Consider the following 14,779-nt stretch of genomic DNA (forward strand, 5'->3'; position numbering starts at 1 on the left):
ACAGTGTATTTCTGGTTATTGCGTGGATTTGTAACGCTCCCCTTGAAATGCCCGCCGCCATTTCACCTGAATCCCTTCACGCGGCATCCCTTGCGGCCAACTGCGCTTGCCGGGTTCAGTTCAGCGGGAACGCCACGCTCACCCTGAGGCCGGCACCATGCTCGCCGTCAGCCAGAGCGAGTGAGGCCGCGTGAACATCGGCGATGCGCTTGACGATGGACAGTCCCAGGCCGCTGCCAGCGGCATCGCTGCCGAGAATGCGGTAGAAGCGGTCAAACACCCGCTGCCTTTCCTGTTCCGGGATGCCCGGCCCGCTATCCGTGACTTCCAGCCGCACCCGGCCTTGTTCCACCAGCAGGGACACGCTGACCCGCCCATGCCCGGGCGTATAGCGTATGGCGTTATCCACCAGGTTGCGCAGCAGGATGGCGAGCATGTCGGCATTGCCCCTGATCGTGGCCGCAGCGGGGCTGGCCAGTTCCAGTTCGATTTGCTTTTCCAGCGCAGCCGGGGCCAGACCGGCCAGCACCTGGCGGGCAATGGCCGCCACATCGCAACTCGCCATCATTACCGTGCTGCCTGCTGTCGGCTCCAGCCGCGCCAGGGTCAGCAATTGCCCGATCAGATGCGTCGCGCGGTCCACCCCCACAATCAGGTTGTCCAGGGCTGTAACGCGTTGCGCCTCGCTCTCGGCGCGGCGGGCGACCTGGGCCTGGATTTTGAGGGCGGCAAGCGGGGTGCGCAGTTCGTGCGCGGCATCGGCGGTGAAACGCCGCTCGCTTTCCAGCGCCTGATCCAGCCGGCCAAGCAGGGTATTGAGCGCGTGCAGCAGGGGGGCAATTTCGACGGGGACGCCATGCCCCTCCAGTGGCGCCAGATTGGAGGGATCGCGTTGCTCGACTTCGCAGCTGATGCGGCGCAAGGGACTCAAACCCCGGCCGACGGCCAGCCAGATCAGCAGGGCCAGTACCGGCAGGGTAACGCCCAGGGGCAGCAGCAGGCGCAGGGCCACGGAGGCGGCCAGTTCATTGCGTACCTCATGGCGCTCGCCCACTTGCACCAGGATTTCATTCCCGGCGTCCTTCAGGGTATAAACCCGCCAGGACTTGCCTGCGATGGTGACTTCGGCATAGCCATTTTCCCGTCTTGCCAAAGGCTCAACCGGCGCACTGGCGGAGCGCAGCAGCAGGCGCCCATGCTCATCGTGGATCTGGAAGGCGATCTTGCGTTCATACTTGTGGCCTGCACCGGCAATTTCCGTTGCGATGCCATCATCGTCCTCGTCCTCGCGCGCATCCTTGAGATCATGCCCGGCCTGGGCCAGCAGCACATGGGCCGACTGGGCAAGCTGGGCATCGAACAGCTCGTCGATCTCGTGGTGGGCGTCGTAATAAATGAAGCCCGCCGTGGCCAGCCAGGCTACCGAGATGATGGCCAGGAGCGAAACCAGCAGTTTGGTGCGCAGGGAGTTCATGCCTTGTCCACCAGGTAACCCACCCCGCGCAGGGTGCGGATCAGCTCCGCGCCGAGTTTCTTGCGCAGATGGTGGATATGCACCTCAACCGCGTTGCTTTCCACTTCGTCGCCCCAGCCATACAGGCTCTGCTCCAGTTGCTCGCGCGACAGGGAGCGGCCCGCGCCTTCCAGCAGCGCCAGCAGGATGGCGTACTCCCTGGGCGAAAGTTCGACCGGTTTACCCGCTAGCATTACCTGACGAGTTGCCGGATCAATCTCCAGCTGGCCATGCACGATCAGGGGTGCGGCACGTCCGCCGGCACGCCGCAACAGGGCGCGGATTCTGGCCCCCAGCTCATCCAGATCGAAGGGCTTGATCAGGTAATCATCGGCTCCAGAATCAAGGCCGTTGACCCGGTCCGCCACCGTATCCCTGGCGGTGAGAATGAGCACCGGCGTGTCGTTGCCAGAGCCGCGCAGCCATTTCAGCAAATCCGTTCCGGACAGGCGCGGCAGGCCAAGGTCCAGCACCACCAGCGCATAGGCCCCGGCTTGCAGTGCCAGCTTGGCCGCCTGGCCGTCCTTCACCCAGTCCACGACGAACCCGGATTGCTGCAGGCCGACACGGACGCCGTCTCCGAGCAGCGGGTCATCTTCAACCAGCAGCAGGCGCATGATTTTGTAATGTTGTCAGCATGGCGGCCAGTCTAACCGATCAGATATGGCTATGCACGAGGCAGTATTGCCGGGGCGAACACGTTCAGCTCCGCATCCCGGTGGCAGGCTACGCAATTGGCGCGAGAACCAATCTGCGACTGCTTCCACACCTGCGCACCAAGGTCGTGATGCTTGCCTTGCCAGTAAGGGGTTTCGGTAATGCGCAGCGGTGTTTCACGTGGATCAATCGAGCGGCTGATTTTGTAGCCCGCGTCATGTTCTCCGCCCGTAATGGGCGTGCCGGAGAAATACCACACCGAGCCTGCGCCTATGGCCGCCAGTAACAGCAGTGCGCTGAGAATACGGCGCGACGAGGTGGCGGCATCGGGCGTTCCTTCCTTGCAGCCGGTGACCATCGCGCGCGGCAGGTTTTCGCGCTGGCGCCAGCTCTCCAGCGCCACACCGGCGAGGTGCAGGACGACCACGCCGAGCATGATGCTTGCCACAGCCTCGTGCACTTCCTTGAAAGCCTCGCCGGCCCAGTAGGGCACCCAGGGCGCAAGCGGGCCTTGCCCCTCCTGTCCGCCCAGCGTGATCATGCCGCTCAAGCCAGCCAGCAAGCCGAGCACCAGCAACAGGTAAACCGCCCAGCTTCCAGCCGGGTTGTGCCCAATATGACGCCTGGCTGTGCCCGTCACTACCTGCATCACATAAGTGAGGCCTTCCTTCCAGTTGTATAGGAAAGAAGTGAAACGGGCATAACGCCCTCCCGCGAAACCCCAGATCAGACGAAACCCCAGCAAGCCCAGCATCAGGTAACCGGCAAAGACATGCACATTGAGCCAGCTATCCGAATCCGAAGTCAGCCAGGCGGCCGCGAACGCACCGGCAAACAGCCAGTGAAAGAGGCGGGTGGGAATATCCCAGACAAGGATTTTCATATGGCCCCCTTAACGTGGAATCCGGATCTGGTTTTCGGAATAGTTGCCTTGCCCGGCGCCCTGATGGCAGGCATTACAATTTGCCGGGCTGCCGATTTTGGCGCGCTTCCAGACTTGCGGCGCCACCTCGTCGTGCTCACGAACAAACCAGGCGGTTTCGCTAATGCGTTGCGGTGCCTCATTGGGGCCGAGGGAGCCCAGCACCTTTTTTGCCCGTTTTCCTCCGGCCCGTTCCGCGCTATTGCCGGCCAGAAAAGAAGTGATCTCCTTTGCCGTGGCCGCATCCAGACTGGCGTCCTGGCCGAAGTGGCTTCCCAGCCCGGCCATCATCTTGCGCCACGAGCGTTCCGGCAACAGGGCAGGGGGGTAGGCCATGTGACAATCGCTGCATTCTGTCTTCCATTTCGTATTGCTGACGGCAGGCGCGAGGTTCGTATTGCCATCCGCCCAGGCGGCTCCGCCAAGCAACAGGGTAAATACCAGCAGTGAGCTTTTCATTTTCATCTCCTATTTGATCGAAAGCAGATAGGACACAAAATCGCCCTTTTCCTGGGCGGAGCAGGCGCGCTCCAGCACATCCTGGCAGTTGCGCTTGAACCATTTCTCTACCTTGGCGCCATCAGCAAGGCGATCGCGGTTGGTCACGGGCGCAAGCGGCAGGATTTCCTTGCCGGTTTTTTCATGGCGCCCCGCTGATTTTGGATTGCCGGTATGGCAGCTGGCGCAGCTCAGCGATTTGCCGCTGCTGTGGGCACGTTTGGCGTGGTAAAGCTGTTCGCCGCGAGCGGCTGAAAAAGCCTGGAACTGGGAGTTTTCCTGTTTTGCCTGAACGGCATAGCTCTGGAGAAGATCCTCGGGGGCGGCCTGAACCGCGCTGCAGGCGAAAAGTCCGGCAATCAGAAAAGTGAATCGGGTCATTACAGTTCTCCTTGTGAACAACGTGAGGAGAACTGTAATGCCCGATTCTTAAGGGAAACTTAACCCAGGGCGGGTTAGTGAATGTCTTACTTGCGATCCCGGAGCAAGTCGCGGATTTCAGCCAGCAGCACTTCCTGAGGGGGTGGCGCGGCAGGGGCGGAAGGCGCGGCTTCCTCCTGTTTTTTGAGCGTATTAATCGCCTTGATTCCCATGAATACGGCAAAGGCAATAATCGTGAAATCAATCACGGTCTGAAGGAATTTTCCATAGCTGATGACGACTGCGGGCGCACTGCCCACCGCTTCCTTAAGGGTAAAGGCCAGATTGGAAAAATCCACCCCGCCCAGCAGCACCCCGATAGGCGGCATGATCACGTCACCGACAAAAGACGAAACGATTTTTCCAAAAGCCGCGCCGATGATGATACCGACAGCCATGTCCACCACGTTGCCCTTGACAGCAAATTCCTTGAATTCCTTGATCATGCTCATAAGATATTCTCCTGTTATAGACAAAACCATATTAACTCACCGCACAAGCAGATGGGTCAGCCATAGCGGCAAAAAGTCTCTCTGGATCTGAGCGCCCCGGCCAGCCCGCTCAAAGCGCAGATAAACAGCAGCAATAATCCAAGCTGGTAGTTTTCTCCCGCGTAGACGCGCACACCTTCCGACATCCCGCCATCCCAGCCCAGATCCATTACCCATCCAACCAGAGGCTGGAGCAACCCGGCGCCAAGGAAACTGCCGGTATTCACCACGCTGGTGGCCATGCCGGACAAGGACGGGGAATTGACCTCCTTGGTCACGGCCCACGCCAGAGTGAAGCCGGACGCTCCCATTCCCATGATGAAAAACAGCCCCAGGCTGGCGGCCAACGGCATCTGCAGCAAGGCCAGCCAAGGCAGCCAGCACAACAGGTACAGCAAAATGCCCGCCACCATGACCGGGCGGCGGCGGCCAATACGATCCGAAACCATACCCGTGAGCAGCGCGCCCATTGCGAAACCCGCAAGCAACAGGGAGGTATGCCCGGCCGCAAGCGCACGCGACATGCCATAAACATCATGCAGAAAAGGCACGGCCCACAAGCCGGCAAAAGTGAACAAGGTGCCGCCAATGCCGAAATTCGGCCAGAAGCCGGGCCAGGTCGCCCGATTCCTGACGACCTTCACCAGCCCGTCGTACCAGTGACCGGCATGAGGCGCATGAGGCAATTCACCATCCAGTTCACGCATGGAGGGAAAGCCCGCTTCCCCCGGATGGTTGCGCACCAGGAACCAGGTCAGCAACCCCAGCACGATGGAAAACACCCCCAAAGCAGCAAAAATGCTGCGCCAGGAAGTGAAATTGAGCGCCCAGACCAGCGGCGCGGCGGCCAGCACCGAGCCGAGATTGCCCAGCAGGATGGTCAAGCCACCGACCGTGCCGAAATGCCGGTCGTGAAACCACACGGCATTCAGCTTCATGATGGAAATAAACATCACGGAAACCCCAAGCCCTACCAGCAAGCGCCCCAGCGACGCCTCGCCAAGCGTATCCGCATAAGCGAACAGAATGGATCCCGCTCCGCCCGCCAGCCCGCCCAGTGTGGCGATTTTGCGCACGCCCAGGGTATCCACCAGCACGCCGGTAGGGATCTGCATCAGGGTGTAAATATAGAAATAGCTTGCCGCCAGCGTTCCCAGAGCGGCGCCACTGGCATTGAAGGCAAGCTGGAGTTCGCCGGCAATCGCGGCGGGCGCCATGCGATGGAAAAAGGAGAGCATATACGCCAGAATCAGCAGCGAAAAAGCGATCCAGCGAAAGCGGCGCATTGCGCGCCGCTGCAACAAAGTCAACACGGTAGAGGCGTCAGAACCCCTGATCTAACAAGAAATTAGCCAAGACGGGCGAGGATGGGACGGCTGGACTCCAGCCATTTCTTGATGCGATTGGCATCCGCAATACGGGTAAATTTACCTGCGGAATCCAGCAGCACGATGATTACCGGCCGGCTGGCGATCTGAGCCTGCATCACCAGGCAGCGGCCTGCCTCATTGATGAAACCGGTTTTGGACAGGCCGATATCCCAGGCAGGGCTCTTCACCAGCGCATTGGTATTCTTGTACGGGATGCGGCGGCCGCTGTCATTCACCACGTCGTAAGCCTCGGAAGTAGTCATCTGACGAATGGACTCGTAGTGATAGCCGGCCTTGACCATTTTCACCAGATCTTCCGCGGTGGACACGTTTTCGCTATGCAGCCCCGTTGAATCGACGAAATGGGTCTGGCGCATGTCCAGCTCCACCGCCTTGCGGTTCATGGCGGCGACAAACTGCGCTGAACCGCCCGGAAAGGTCCGCGCCAGCGCGGCCGCGGCACGATTTTCAGAAGACATCAACGCAAGATGCAGTGTTTCCTGCCGCGTCAGGGTCGTACCCACCCGCAGACGGGATCCTGAGTTACGCAGCGAATCCACATCCGTTTCACTGATGGTGATCGCCTCATCCATGCTGAGGCCGGCATCCAGCACCACCATCGCGGTCATAAGCTTGGTGATGGAGGCAATCGGAGCCTGATTGGCGGCATTGCGCGAAAAAAGCGTCTCGCCACTTTTTTGATCAACAATCATGGCAACCGCGGACCCCAGATGCAAGCGGCCATCTTCAGCCGCCGCATGCATTCTCGCGGGCTTGATCGTTTTGCTTACCTTGACTGCTTTTGCCTTGCCGGTCTTGTTGTAACTTGTTTTTTTATGTGCCGGCGCCGCCACTGCGATCGAGGAAGAAAGCAGCAAACAGGCTATGAACCATTTCGCTTTCATGACTGATCCTTTGGGTTGTTCTTAACTATGTTCTCTAACGTCAGGATTTAGCATTACTTTAATCCCATATGAATGGCCTGTAAACCTCTGCGTCCGGCACGGCCGCACACCCCGGCCTTGCCTCGGAAGATTTACGGCGCAAAGCATGGATGGCTTTATAATTCTCTCATCTTAAAGCATCGGGACCAACAACCATGAATATCAGCTTCATTGGCGGCGGCAACATGGCTTCCGCCCTGATCGGCGGTCTTGTCGCACAGGGCTTTGATGCGGCACAGATCCGTGTGGCCGACGTTTCTCATGAAACCCGTGAGGCCCTGCAGGCGCGCTACCCCGTTCAGACCTTTGCCAGTGTGGACGCGGAATCAGTGGCCAGCGAGATTATTGTTCTCGCAGTGAAGCCGCAGCAGCTGCGCGAAGTTGCCGCCACCCTGGCGCCCTTGCTGCATCGGCAACTGGTCATATCGATTGCTGCTGGCGTGCGTTCCGGGGACCTCAGCCGCTGGCTGGGCGGCTACCGCCAGCTGGTACGCAGCATGCCCAACACTCCAGCCATGGTTTCTGCCGGCATGAGCGGTCTCTATGCCTTGCCGGAAGTCGCACAGCCACAGCGGGAGCAGGCCGAAATTGTGCTGCGGGCGGTGGGCGCAACCCTCTGGTTAAGCGAAGAGGCCCAGATGGATGGCGTCACCGCCGTTTCCGGCAGCGGCCCGGCCTATGTATTCTATTTCATGGAAGCCATGCAGACTGCCGCCACAGAGCTGGGGTTTTCTCCCCAGCAGGCACGCACCCTGACTCTGCAAACCTTTCTCGGCGCAGCCAGCCTCGCCAGCCAGAGCGAAGAGGATACCGCCACCCTGCGCGCGCGCGTTACGTCCAGGGGCGGCACAACCGAGCGCGCCCTGGCCTCCATGGAAGAAGCGGCCGTAAAAGCCGCCATCATTCAGGCCATCCATGCCGCAGCCGCCCGCTCGCGCGAGCTGGGTGACGCACTGGGGAAAGAATAATCATGCTGAATCAGGCCCTGCTATTTTTACTCGACACCCTGCTGTCGCTGGTTGCAGCGGCATTTTTGCTACGCTTCCAGATGCAGCTCATGCGCACACCATTTCGCAACCCCATTGGGCAATTCCTGCTGGCAGCGACTGATTTTGCAGTCAAACCCCTGCGCCGCATCATTCCCGGCCTTGGGGGGTTGGACTGGGCATCTCTGCTGGCGGCATGGGCAACACAAATGGTTCTGGTCACGGCGACATTTCTGCTCGCAGGCCAAGCCGCGGGCATTCCCGCAGCATTTGGCGGGCTCGCTTTTCTAGCCTTGGTGAAGCTGCTGAGTCTGTGGATCAACCTGCTGATCTGGACCGTCATTCTCAGCGCCATTCTTAGCTGGGTACAGCCCTATCACTGGTTGAACGGTCTTGCCGGCAGCCTGGTGCAACCATTTCTACGCCCGCTGCAAAAAGTCATCCCGACCCTGGGCGGAGTCGATCTATCGCCTCTGGTGCTGATTCTTTTTGGGCAATTGCTCCTGATTCTGCCCATCGCCTGGCTGGAACAGCTCGCCTTGCGTTTGCTCTCGATCGTGTAATGCTCACGCCCTGGTACCGCATCGACGGTGACTGCATCATTCTGACCCTGCACGTACAACCCGGCGCGAAACGCACGGAAGCGGCCGGCATTCATGACGGTGCGCTAAAAATCAGGGTTGCGGCGCCGCCTGTCGAGGGACAGGCCAACACCAGATTGCTGGATTTCCTCAAAAAGGCATTTGATGTGCCATCCAGCCAGATAAGATTAAAACAGGGCAGCACAGGACGTCGAAAAGTCGTGGAAATTCATGGCTCCCGATGCATGCCGGATGAGTTGTTAAACCCGCCTGCGGGAAAATGATGGCTTGTGCCGGGAACAGGCCAGATGGAAAGGGCTCATGCTCTGCAACAGCAATCACATCAAAATCACGTCGTACTGCTCCTGTGAGTACTGGCTCTCCACCAGCAGGGAAATCGGCTTGCCGATAAAGTCCCCCAACTGGGCCAGGCTCTGCGATTCTTCGTCGAGAAACATGTCGATGACCTGCTGCGAAGCCAGGATGCGGTACTCGCGCGCATCGAACTGGCGCGCCTCGCGCAGCAGTTCGCGCAGGATTTCATAGCACACCGTCTGGGCCGTCTTGAGCTCGCCCCGCCCCTGGCAAATGGGACATGGCTGGCACAGGACATGCGCCAGACTTTCGCGGTTGCGCTTGCGCGTCATTTCAACCAGGCCAAGAGCGGAAAAACCATTGATGGTGATGCGTGCGCGATCTTTCGAGAGCGCTTTCTTGAATTCGGCCAGCACCGCCGCCTGGTGTTCCTCGTTGTCCATGTCGATGAAGTCGACAATGATGATTCCGCCCAGATTGCGCAGCCGCAACTGGCGCGCGATGGTCTGCGCGGCCTCGAGGTTGGTCTTGAAAATGGTGTCGTCGAAATTGCGCCCGCCGACAAAACCGCCGGTATTCACGTCCACCGTGGTCAGCGCCTCGGTCTGGTCGAGAATAAGGTAGCCGCCTGATTTGAGATCCACGCGCCGCGCCAGCGCTTTTTCGATTTCATCCTCCACTCCGCGCAAATCGAACAACGGGCGCTCGCCCTGATAGTGCGAGAGCTTTTCACTCACGCCCGAGGTGTATTCCTGCGCAAAACTCTGCAGACGGATAAATGTTTCACGTGAATCCACCACGATGCGGTCTGTTTCATCGTTGACAAAATCGCGCAGGACGCGCAACGGCAGGTCCAGATCATGATAGAGCCTGGTCTTGACCGCGGCGCCCTTGGCACTGACCTGAATGTCGCTCCACACCTTGCGCAAGTACTCGACATCATCGAGCAGCTCCTTGTCGGTCGCCGTTTCGGCCATGGTGCGGATTATGAAGCCGCCATGATCCGCCTCGGGCAGAAGGTGTTGCAGCTTTTCGCGCAGATGCTCGCGCTCCGCCTCGTCCTCGATACGCTGGGAAATGCCGATATGCGTTTCCTGCGGCAAATACACCAGAAAACGTCCAGCCAGGCCAATCTGGGTAGAAAGGCGTGCGCCCTTGGTGCCGATCGGGTCCTTGAAAACCTGCACCATGATGCTCTGTCCCTCATACAGCAGGCGCTCGATCGGTCTCGGCTCTTCGCCCGGGGACACCCAGATATCCGCCACATGGAGGAAAGCCGCACGATCCAGCCCGACTTCAACAAAGGCGGACTGCATCCCGGGCAAAACCCGGCATACCCGCCCGAGGTAAATATTCCCCACCAGGCCGCGCGCGCTGGCGCGCTCGATGTGCAATTCCTGCACTACCGCCTGCTGCAAAACCGCCACCCGGGTTTCCTGGGGCGTCACGTTGATCAGGATTTCTTCGCTCATAAAATCTCGATGCCAAATTTCCGTAATAGTTGAGATGTTTCACACAGGGGCAAGCCCATCACGCCGGAATAGCTGCCCTCTAGCCGGGCGACAAAAGCGGCAGCCCTGCCCTGGATGGCGTAGGCGCCAGCCTTGTCCTGGGATTCTCCACTGGCCACATAGCGTTTGATTGCAGCCGCATCGAGCGGCGCAAATTCGACGCTCGATGCGCTCAGTTTCACTTCGATCCGGTCATCGAAAGCCATTGCCACAGCCGTCAGCACCTCATGGCTGCGGCCCGCCAGCCGTGCCAGCACAGCCTCCGCTTCCGCGCGGTCCGCCGGTTTTCCGATGATGGCACCATCCACGACCACAGTAGTGTCCGCCGCCAGTACCGGATAAGCCGGCAGGCAACGGGCCCGACAGGCCATATTGCCCGCTTCCGCCTTGGCTCGCGCCAGGCGCAACACGTAGTCGCGCGGATCCTCCCCCGCATGCGGCGTTTCATCGACATCGGAGCGGGAAGGGTGCGTGCGCAGCAGCAACACCTCGAAGCGAACCCCGATCTGCTTCAGCAACTCCCGCCGGCGCGGACTGGCCGACGCCAGGTAGATGGTCTGGTAAGGAAAAGCCATGTTATTCCCTATGGTAAGGATGCCCCTGAATCACCGACATGGCCCGATACAACTGCTCTGCCAGCAACACCCTCACCATGCCATGCGGCAGGGTGAGGCGCGACAGCGACCACAATTTTCCCGCACGCTGGCGCAAGGCAGGGTGCAGGCCGTCGGCGCCGCCGATAACAAAAGCCACGTCACGACCCTCCTGAAGCCACGACCTCATGCCGGCTGCCAGTTCCAGCGTGCTCATTTCCATGCCGCGCTCGTCCAGCATGACATGTATCGCCCCCGCTGGCAGCACTGCCTGAATCCGCTCCATTTCGGATTCCTGCATCTGCCCGGCTGTTTTTCCACCCCCACGCTTCTCCGGCTTGATTTCCAGCAGTTCGATGCGCGCTTCCCGCGGCATGCGCTTGGCGTACTCGGCAAACGCCTCGCTGACCCAGCCCGGCATTTTGTTGCCGACAGCGAGTATCCATAATTTCATGCGGCTTCGCGGTACAGGACGGTCAACCCAGGGATCGTGGCGAAGCGCTGTTTCATGATCCGGTGCGTTGTTTCACGTTAAACAGCGGTTTTCGGACCATGGCGCCGTCCTTCGCCCCACAACTGCTCAAGGCTGTAGTGTTCGCGCGTGCTGGGTTGCATGATGTGAACCACGACCTGACCCAGGTCCACCAACACCCACTCACCGCTGTCCTCGCCTTCCACGCCCAGCACCACCGCACCCAGCTCCTTGAGCTTTTCCTGCACGTGACCGGCCAGTGCTCGCGTCTGGCGGTTGGAATCACCGGTGGCGACAATCATGTAGTCCGTCATGCTGGTCAGATGAGAAACTTTGAGTACAGCGATATCTTTTGCCTTGATGTCTTCCAGCGCCGAAATGACGGCTTGTTTCATTGCTTCCGGTTCCATATTTTCCTTAACGGTAGAGTTGATGCGTCTGAATATAATCGAGAACACTTTCCGGGAGCAAATAGCGCGGGCTGCGTCCGGCCATGATTCCGGCACGAATGGCGGTGGCCGCAATAGCCAGGGGCGTAATCGGCCAACTCATGACCCGGCCACCCGGCAGATCCTGCAAATCGGCAGGATCTGCGCTCATGCGCCGCTCAAGTTCCTCGCGCAGCTGGCTGTCCATCTGCTCCTGCAGCAGCGCAAAACCGGGGCGTTGCGCGACCACCACATGCGCCAGAGCAAATAGCTCGCGCCAGCGATGCCAGGCTGGCAGACCGAGAAAAGCATCGGCCCCGAGTAGCAGGCACAAGGGCTGTTCGCTTCCCATTTCCTGGCGCAATTCCGTGAGCGTTTCCACCATGTAGCCGGGTGAATTCCTGCTGACCTCGCGCTCATCAAGCTCGAAGTGCGGGTTGCCTTCTATGGCCAGACGAACCATCTCCAGCCGCTGCCCGGGCGTGGCGCCGGGCGCCCCACGATGCCACGGCCTGCCCGCCGGAATGAAACGCACCCCGGATAAGTCCAGCTGCTGCGCCAGCTCCTCGGCGAGGCGCAGGTGACCGAAATGGATCGGATCGAAGGTGCCGCCAAGAACGCCGAGCGGTAAAACGCCCCCGCTGTTACTCCTCACCCCTCACTCCTCACCCCTCACGGCTTCATCCCCTGACATGCCCGTCGCCCAGCACGATGAATTTCTGCGACGTCAGCCCTTCCAGCCCCACCGGGCCGCGTGCGTGAATCTTGTCGGTGGAAATGCCGATTTCCGCGCCGAGGCCGTATTCGAAGCCGTCGGCAAAACGGGTGGAAGCATTCACCATCACCGAGCTGGAATCCACTTCGCGCAGGAAGCGCCGTGCCCGGCTGTAATCTTCCGTCACGATGGACTCGGTATGCTGCGAGCTGTAGGTGTTGATATGCTCGATTGCCGCATCCAGATCGGCCACCACCCGCACCGAGAGGATAGGCGCCAGGTATTCGGTGTGCCAGTCCTCCTCGGTCGCTTCCTTCATCGCCGGAATAATGGCGCGGGAAGCGGGACAGCCACGCAGCTCCACGCCCTTGTCCTGGTAAATCCGGCACAGCGGCGGCAGCACTTCCCCGGCCACGCCTTCCGCCACCAGCAGGGTTTCCATGGTGTTGCAGGTGCCATAGCGGCTGGTCTTGGCGTTATCGGCAATTTTGACCGCCTTGTCCAGATCGGCCTTGTCGTCGATGTAGACGTGACACACGCCGTGCAGATGCTTGATCACCGGGATGCGCGCCTCGGCGATGAGACGCTCGATCAGCCCCTTGCCGCCGCGCGGCACGATCACGTCGACGAATTCGCGCATGGTGATGAGCTCACCCACCGCCGCGCGGTCGGTGGTCTCGATCACCTGCACCGCCGTTTCCGGCAGGCCTGCGGCGGCCAGGCCTTCGCGCACGCAGGCGGCGATGGCCTGGTTGGAATGGATCGCTTCCGAGCCGCCGCGCAGGATCGAGGCGTTGCCGGATTTCAGGCACAGCCCGGCGGCGTCCGCCGTGACGTTAGGGCGCGCTTCGTAGATGATGCCGATCACCCCCAGCGGCACGCGCATCTTGCCGACCTGGATGCCGGAAGGACGATAGTTGAGGCCGCTGATCTCGCCCACCGGATCAGGCAGGGCGGCGATCTGCAGCAGGCCTTCGGCCATGCCCGCCACGCCTTTTTCCGTCAGCGTCAGGCGGTCGAGCATGGCGGCATCCAGCCCGGCGGCCTTTGCCGCTTGCAGATCCCGGGCATTGGCTTCCACCAGCTTCGCGCTATCGCGCAGAATCGCGTTTGCCATCACGCTGAGCGCCTTGTTCTTGGCGTTGGTATCGGCTTTGGCCATGGCGCGGGAAGCCGCGCGCGCCTGCTGGCCGAGAGTGTGCATGTATGCCTTGACGTCCATATCCTTGTCCTCTTTCTATCCCGATAACTGCATTAAACCACGGAGCACACGGAGAGCACGGAGTTGGCTGATTATTCTGCCCCACGGACTTTCTCCGTGTACTCCGTGCCCTCCGTGGTTGACCGCTTTTATACCTTGGCCATGGTCAGGCCGAGCTGCAACAGTTCATCCCACACGTCGCCCCTGGCCAGGCCCTTGATCATGCGGTCAATGCCTGCCGCCTGTTTCAGGCCCTGCAGCAGGCGCGCTTCCGGGGTGCGTTTCAGCGCCTGTTCCACCAGGCGCTGGCGCGTCTCCCAGATCCAGGCATCGCGCATCAGCTGCGGCAGGCTGCCGCCACGGCGCATGCCGCCGCGCAGCTTGGCCAGGGTGCGGATCTCGCGCGTCAGCGCCCACAGGATCAGCACCGGGTCTTCACCTTCCCCGCGCAACACCTCAAGAATGCGGCACACGCGTGCAGCATCGCCAGCCAGCAGGGCGTCGCCCAGCTTGAACACATCGAAGCGCGCCACGTCCGCCACCGCACCCCGGACCTGCTCCAGGGACAGCAAGCCGGCGGGAAACAGCAACGCCAGCTTCTGTACTTCCTGAAAAGCCGCCAGCAGGTTGCCCTCCACCTGGTCGGCAAGGAACTGCAGCACCAGCGGCTCGGCGCGCTGGTTCTGGCGCGCCAGGCGCGCCCCGATCCAGGCCGGCAGCTGGGCGCGCTCGACCGGGAAGAAGGGCAGCACCACGCCGGCCTGCTCCATGGACTTGAACCATTTTCCCGCCTGGGCGGCCTTGTCGAGCTTGGGGCAGATTACCAGGGTCACGGTATCCGGCGGCAGGCGGGCACAATATTCCTGCAGCGCCTGGCTGCCGTCATTGCCCGGCTTGCCGGAAGGAATGCGCACTTCCACCAGGCGGCGCGATGAGAACAGCGACAGGGTATTGCCGCTGGTAAGCAGGTTCTGCCAGTTGAAACCGCGCTCCACGGTGAACACTTCCCGCTCGGCACAACCCTCCTGACGCGCTCGGCTGCGGATTGCGCCGGCCGCTTCCTGGATCAGCAATGCTTCGTCGCCAAAAAGCAGGTACAGCGGCTGCAACCCTTTCTGTAAATGCTGATCCAGCTGTTCCGGCTTAATCCGCATCGGCCAGG

The 14,779-nt window shown here is 60.7% G+C and carries 18 protein-coding genes; 3 read left to right on the forward strand and 15 right to left on the reverse strand.

Going from position 1 to position 14,779, the window contains the following annotated elements; all coding sequences use genetic code 11:
- Nucleotides 1-115 precede the first annotated feature (115 nt).
- The 8 genes from WC392_04355 to pbpG form a co-directional block, all read right to left on the reverse strand.
- Nucleotides 116-1,474 carry an ATP-binding protein gene (locus WC392_04355; GenBank protein MFA5241594.1) on the reverse strand — a complete coding sequence of 453 codons (1,359 nt, stop codon included), beginning with the start codon at nt 1,472-1,474 and terminating at the stop codon, nt 116-118.
- Nucleotides 1,471-2,130 carry a response regulator gene (locus WC392_04360; protein MFA5241595.1) on the reverse strand — a complete coding sequence of 220 codons (660 nt, stop codon included), beginning with the start codon at nt 2,128-2,130 and terminating at the stop codon, nt 1,471-1,473. The genes WC392_04355 and WC392_04360 overlap by 4 nt, the downstream gene beginning before the upstream one ends.
- 50 nt (nt 2,131-2,180) lie before the next feature.
- Nucleotides 2,181-3,053: a cytochrome b/b6 domain-containing protein gene (locus tag WC392_04365; protein ID MFA5241596.1), complete on the reverse strand. Its 873-nt coding sequence runs from the start codon at nt 3,051-3,053 to the stop codon at nt 2,181-2,183.
- A gap of 9 nt (nt 3,054-3,062) precedes the next feature.
- Nucleotides 3,063-3,551 carry a diheme cytochrome c gene (locus tag WC392_04370; GenBank protein MFA5241597.1) on the reverse strand — a complete coding sequence of 163 codons (489 nt, stop codon included), beginning with the start codon at nt 3,549-3,551 and terminating at the stop codon, nt 3,063-3,065.
- 9 nt (nt 3,552-3,560) lie between these two features.
- Nucleotides 3,561-3,971, reverse strand: a complete 411-nt coding sequence (locus WC392_04375) for a DUF1924 domain-containing protein (GenBank protein ID MFA5241598.1) — start codon at nt 3,969-3,971, stop codon at nt 3,561-3,563.
- Nucleotides 3,972-4,057: 86 nt separating this feature from the next.
- Entirely contained in the window at nt 4,058-4,462 is a 405-nt protein-coding gene (gene mscL, locus WC392_04380; GenBank protein MFA5241599.1) for a large-conductance mechanosensitive channel protein MscL, read from the reverse strand.
- 56 nt (nt 4,463-4,518) lie between these two features.
- Nucleotides 4,519-5,787 carry an MFS transporter gene (locus tag WC392_04385; protein ID MFA5241600.1) on the reverse strand — a complete coding sequence of 423 codons (1,269 nt, stop codon included), beginning with the start codon at nt 5,785-5,787 and terminating at the stop codon, nt 4,519-4,521.
- 62 nt (nt 5,788-5,849) lie between these two features.
- Nucleotides 5,850-6,776 carry a D-alanyl-D-alanine endopeptidase gene (gene pbpG / locus WC392_04390; protein MFA5241601.1) on the reverse strand — a complete coding sequence of 309 codons (927 nt, stop codon included), beginning with the start codon at nt 6,774-6,776 and terminating at the stop codon, nt 5,850-5,852.
- A gap of 194 nt (nt 6,777-6,970) precedes the next feature.
- On the opposite strand from pbpG, the gene proC reads away from it, so the two are divergent.
- The 3 genes from proC to WC392_04405 are packed head-to-tail and all read left to right on the forward strand — an operon-like array spanning nt 6,971 to nt 8,666.
- Nucleotides 6,971-7,783 (forward strand): pyrroline-5-carboxylate reductase, encoded by an 813-nt coding sequence (gene proC / locus WC392_04395; GenBank protein ID MFA5241602.1) that lies wholly within the window; start codon nt 6,971-6,973, stop codon nt 7,781-7,783.
- 2 nt (nt 7,784-7,785) lie between these two features.
- On the forward strand, nt 7,786-8,364 hold the full coding sequence (locus WC392_04400; protein ID MFA5241603.1) for a YggT family protein: 579 nt from the start codon (nt 7,786-7,788) through the stop codon (nt 8,362-8,364).
- Nucleotides 8,364-8,666, forward strand: coding sequence for a DUF167 family protein (locus WC392_04405; protein MFA5241604.1), 303 nt, complete (start codon nt 8,364-8,366; stop codon nt 8,664-8,666). The genes WC392_04400 and WC392_04405 overlap by 1 nt, the downstream gene beginning before the upstream one ends.
- 54 nt (nt 8,667-8,720) lie before the next feature.
- On the opposite strand, the gene rng is transcribed toward WC392_04405, so the two are convergent.
- From rng to holA, 7 genes are all read right to left on the reverse strand, one after another.
- A complete protein-coding gene (gene rng / locus WC392_04410) occupies nt 8,721-10,169 on the reverse strand; it encodes a ribonuclease G (GenBank protein MFA5241605.1) in 1,449 nt (482 codons plus the stop codon).
- Nucleotides 10,166-10,783, reverse strand: coding sequence for a Maf family protein (locus tag WC392_04415; GenBank protein ID MFA5241606.1), 618 nt, complete (start codon nt 10,781-10,783; stop codon nt 10,166-10,168). Before WC392_04415 ends, rng begins: the two co-directional genes overlap by 4 nt.
- Nucleotide 10,784: 1 nt before the next feature.
- A complete protein-coding gene (gene rlmH, locus WC392_04420; GenBank protein MFA5241607.1) occupies nt 10,785-11,255 on the reverse strand; it encodes a 23S rRNA (pseudouridine(1915)-N(3))-methyltransferase RlmH in 471 nt (156 codons plus the stop codon).
- 77 nt (nt 11,256-11,332) lie between these two features.
- Nucleotides 11,333-11,683 (reverse strand): ribosome silencing factor, encoded by a 351-nt coding sequence (gene rsfS / locus WC392_04425; GenBank protein MFA5241608.1) that lies wholly within the window; start codon nt 11,681-11,683, stop codon nt 11,333-11,335.
- A 7-nt stretch (nt 11,684-11,690) separates the two neighbouring features.
- Nucleotides 11,691-12,356 carry a nicotinate-nucleotide adenylyltransferase gene (gene nadD, locus WC392_04430; protein MFA5241609.1) on the reverse strand — a complete coding sequence of 222 codons (666 nt, stop codon included), beginning with the start codon at nt 12,354-12,356 and terminating at the stop codon, nt 11,691-11,693.
- A gap of 25 nt (nt 12,357-12,381) precedes the next feature.
- The gene (locus WC392_04435; GenBank protein ID MFA5241610.1) at nt 12,382-13,638 is read right to left on the reverse strand and encodes a glutamate-5-semialdehyde dehydrogenase; all 1,257 of its coding nucleotides are present in this window, start codon (nt 13,636-13,638) and stop codon (nt 12,382-12,384) included.
- Nucleotides 13,639-13,766: 128 nt separating this feature from the next.
- On the reverse strand, nt 13,767-14,771 hold the full coding sequence (gene holA / locus WC392_04440; GenBank protein MFA5241611.1) for a DNA polymerase III subunit delta: 1,005 nt from the start codon (nt 14,769-14,771) through the stop codon (nt 13,767-13,769).
- Between the last annotated feature and the right edge of the window lie 8 nt (nt 14,772-14,779).

It is taken from the genome of Sulfuricella sp., from assembly GCA_041651995.1.
Taxonomy (GTDB): Bacteria; Pseudomonadota; Gammaproteobacteria; order Burkholderiales; family Sulfuricellaceae; genus Sulfurimicrobium.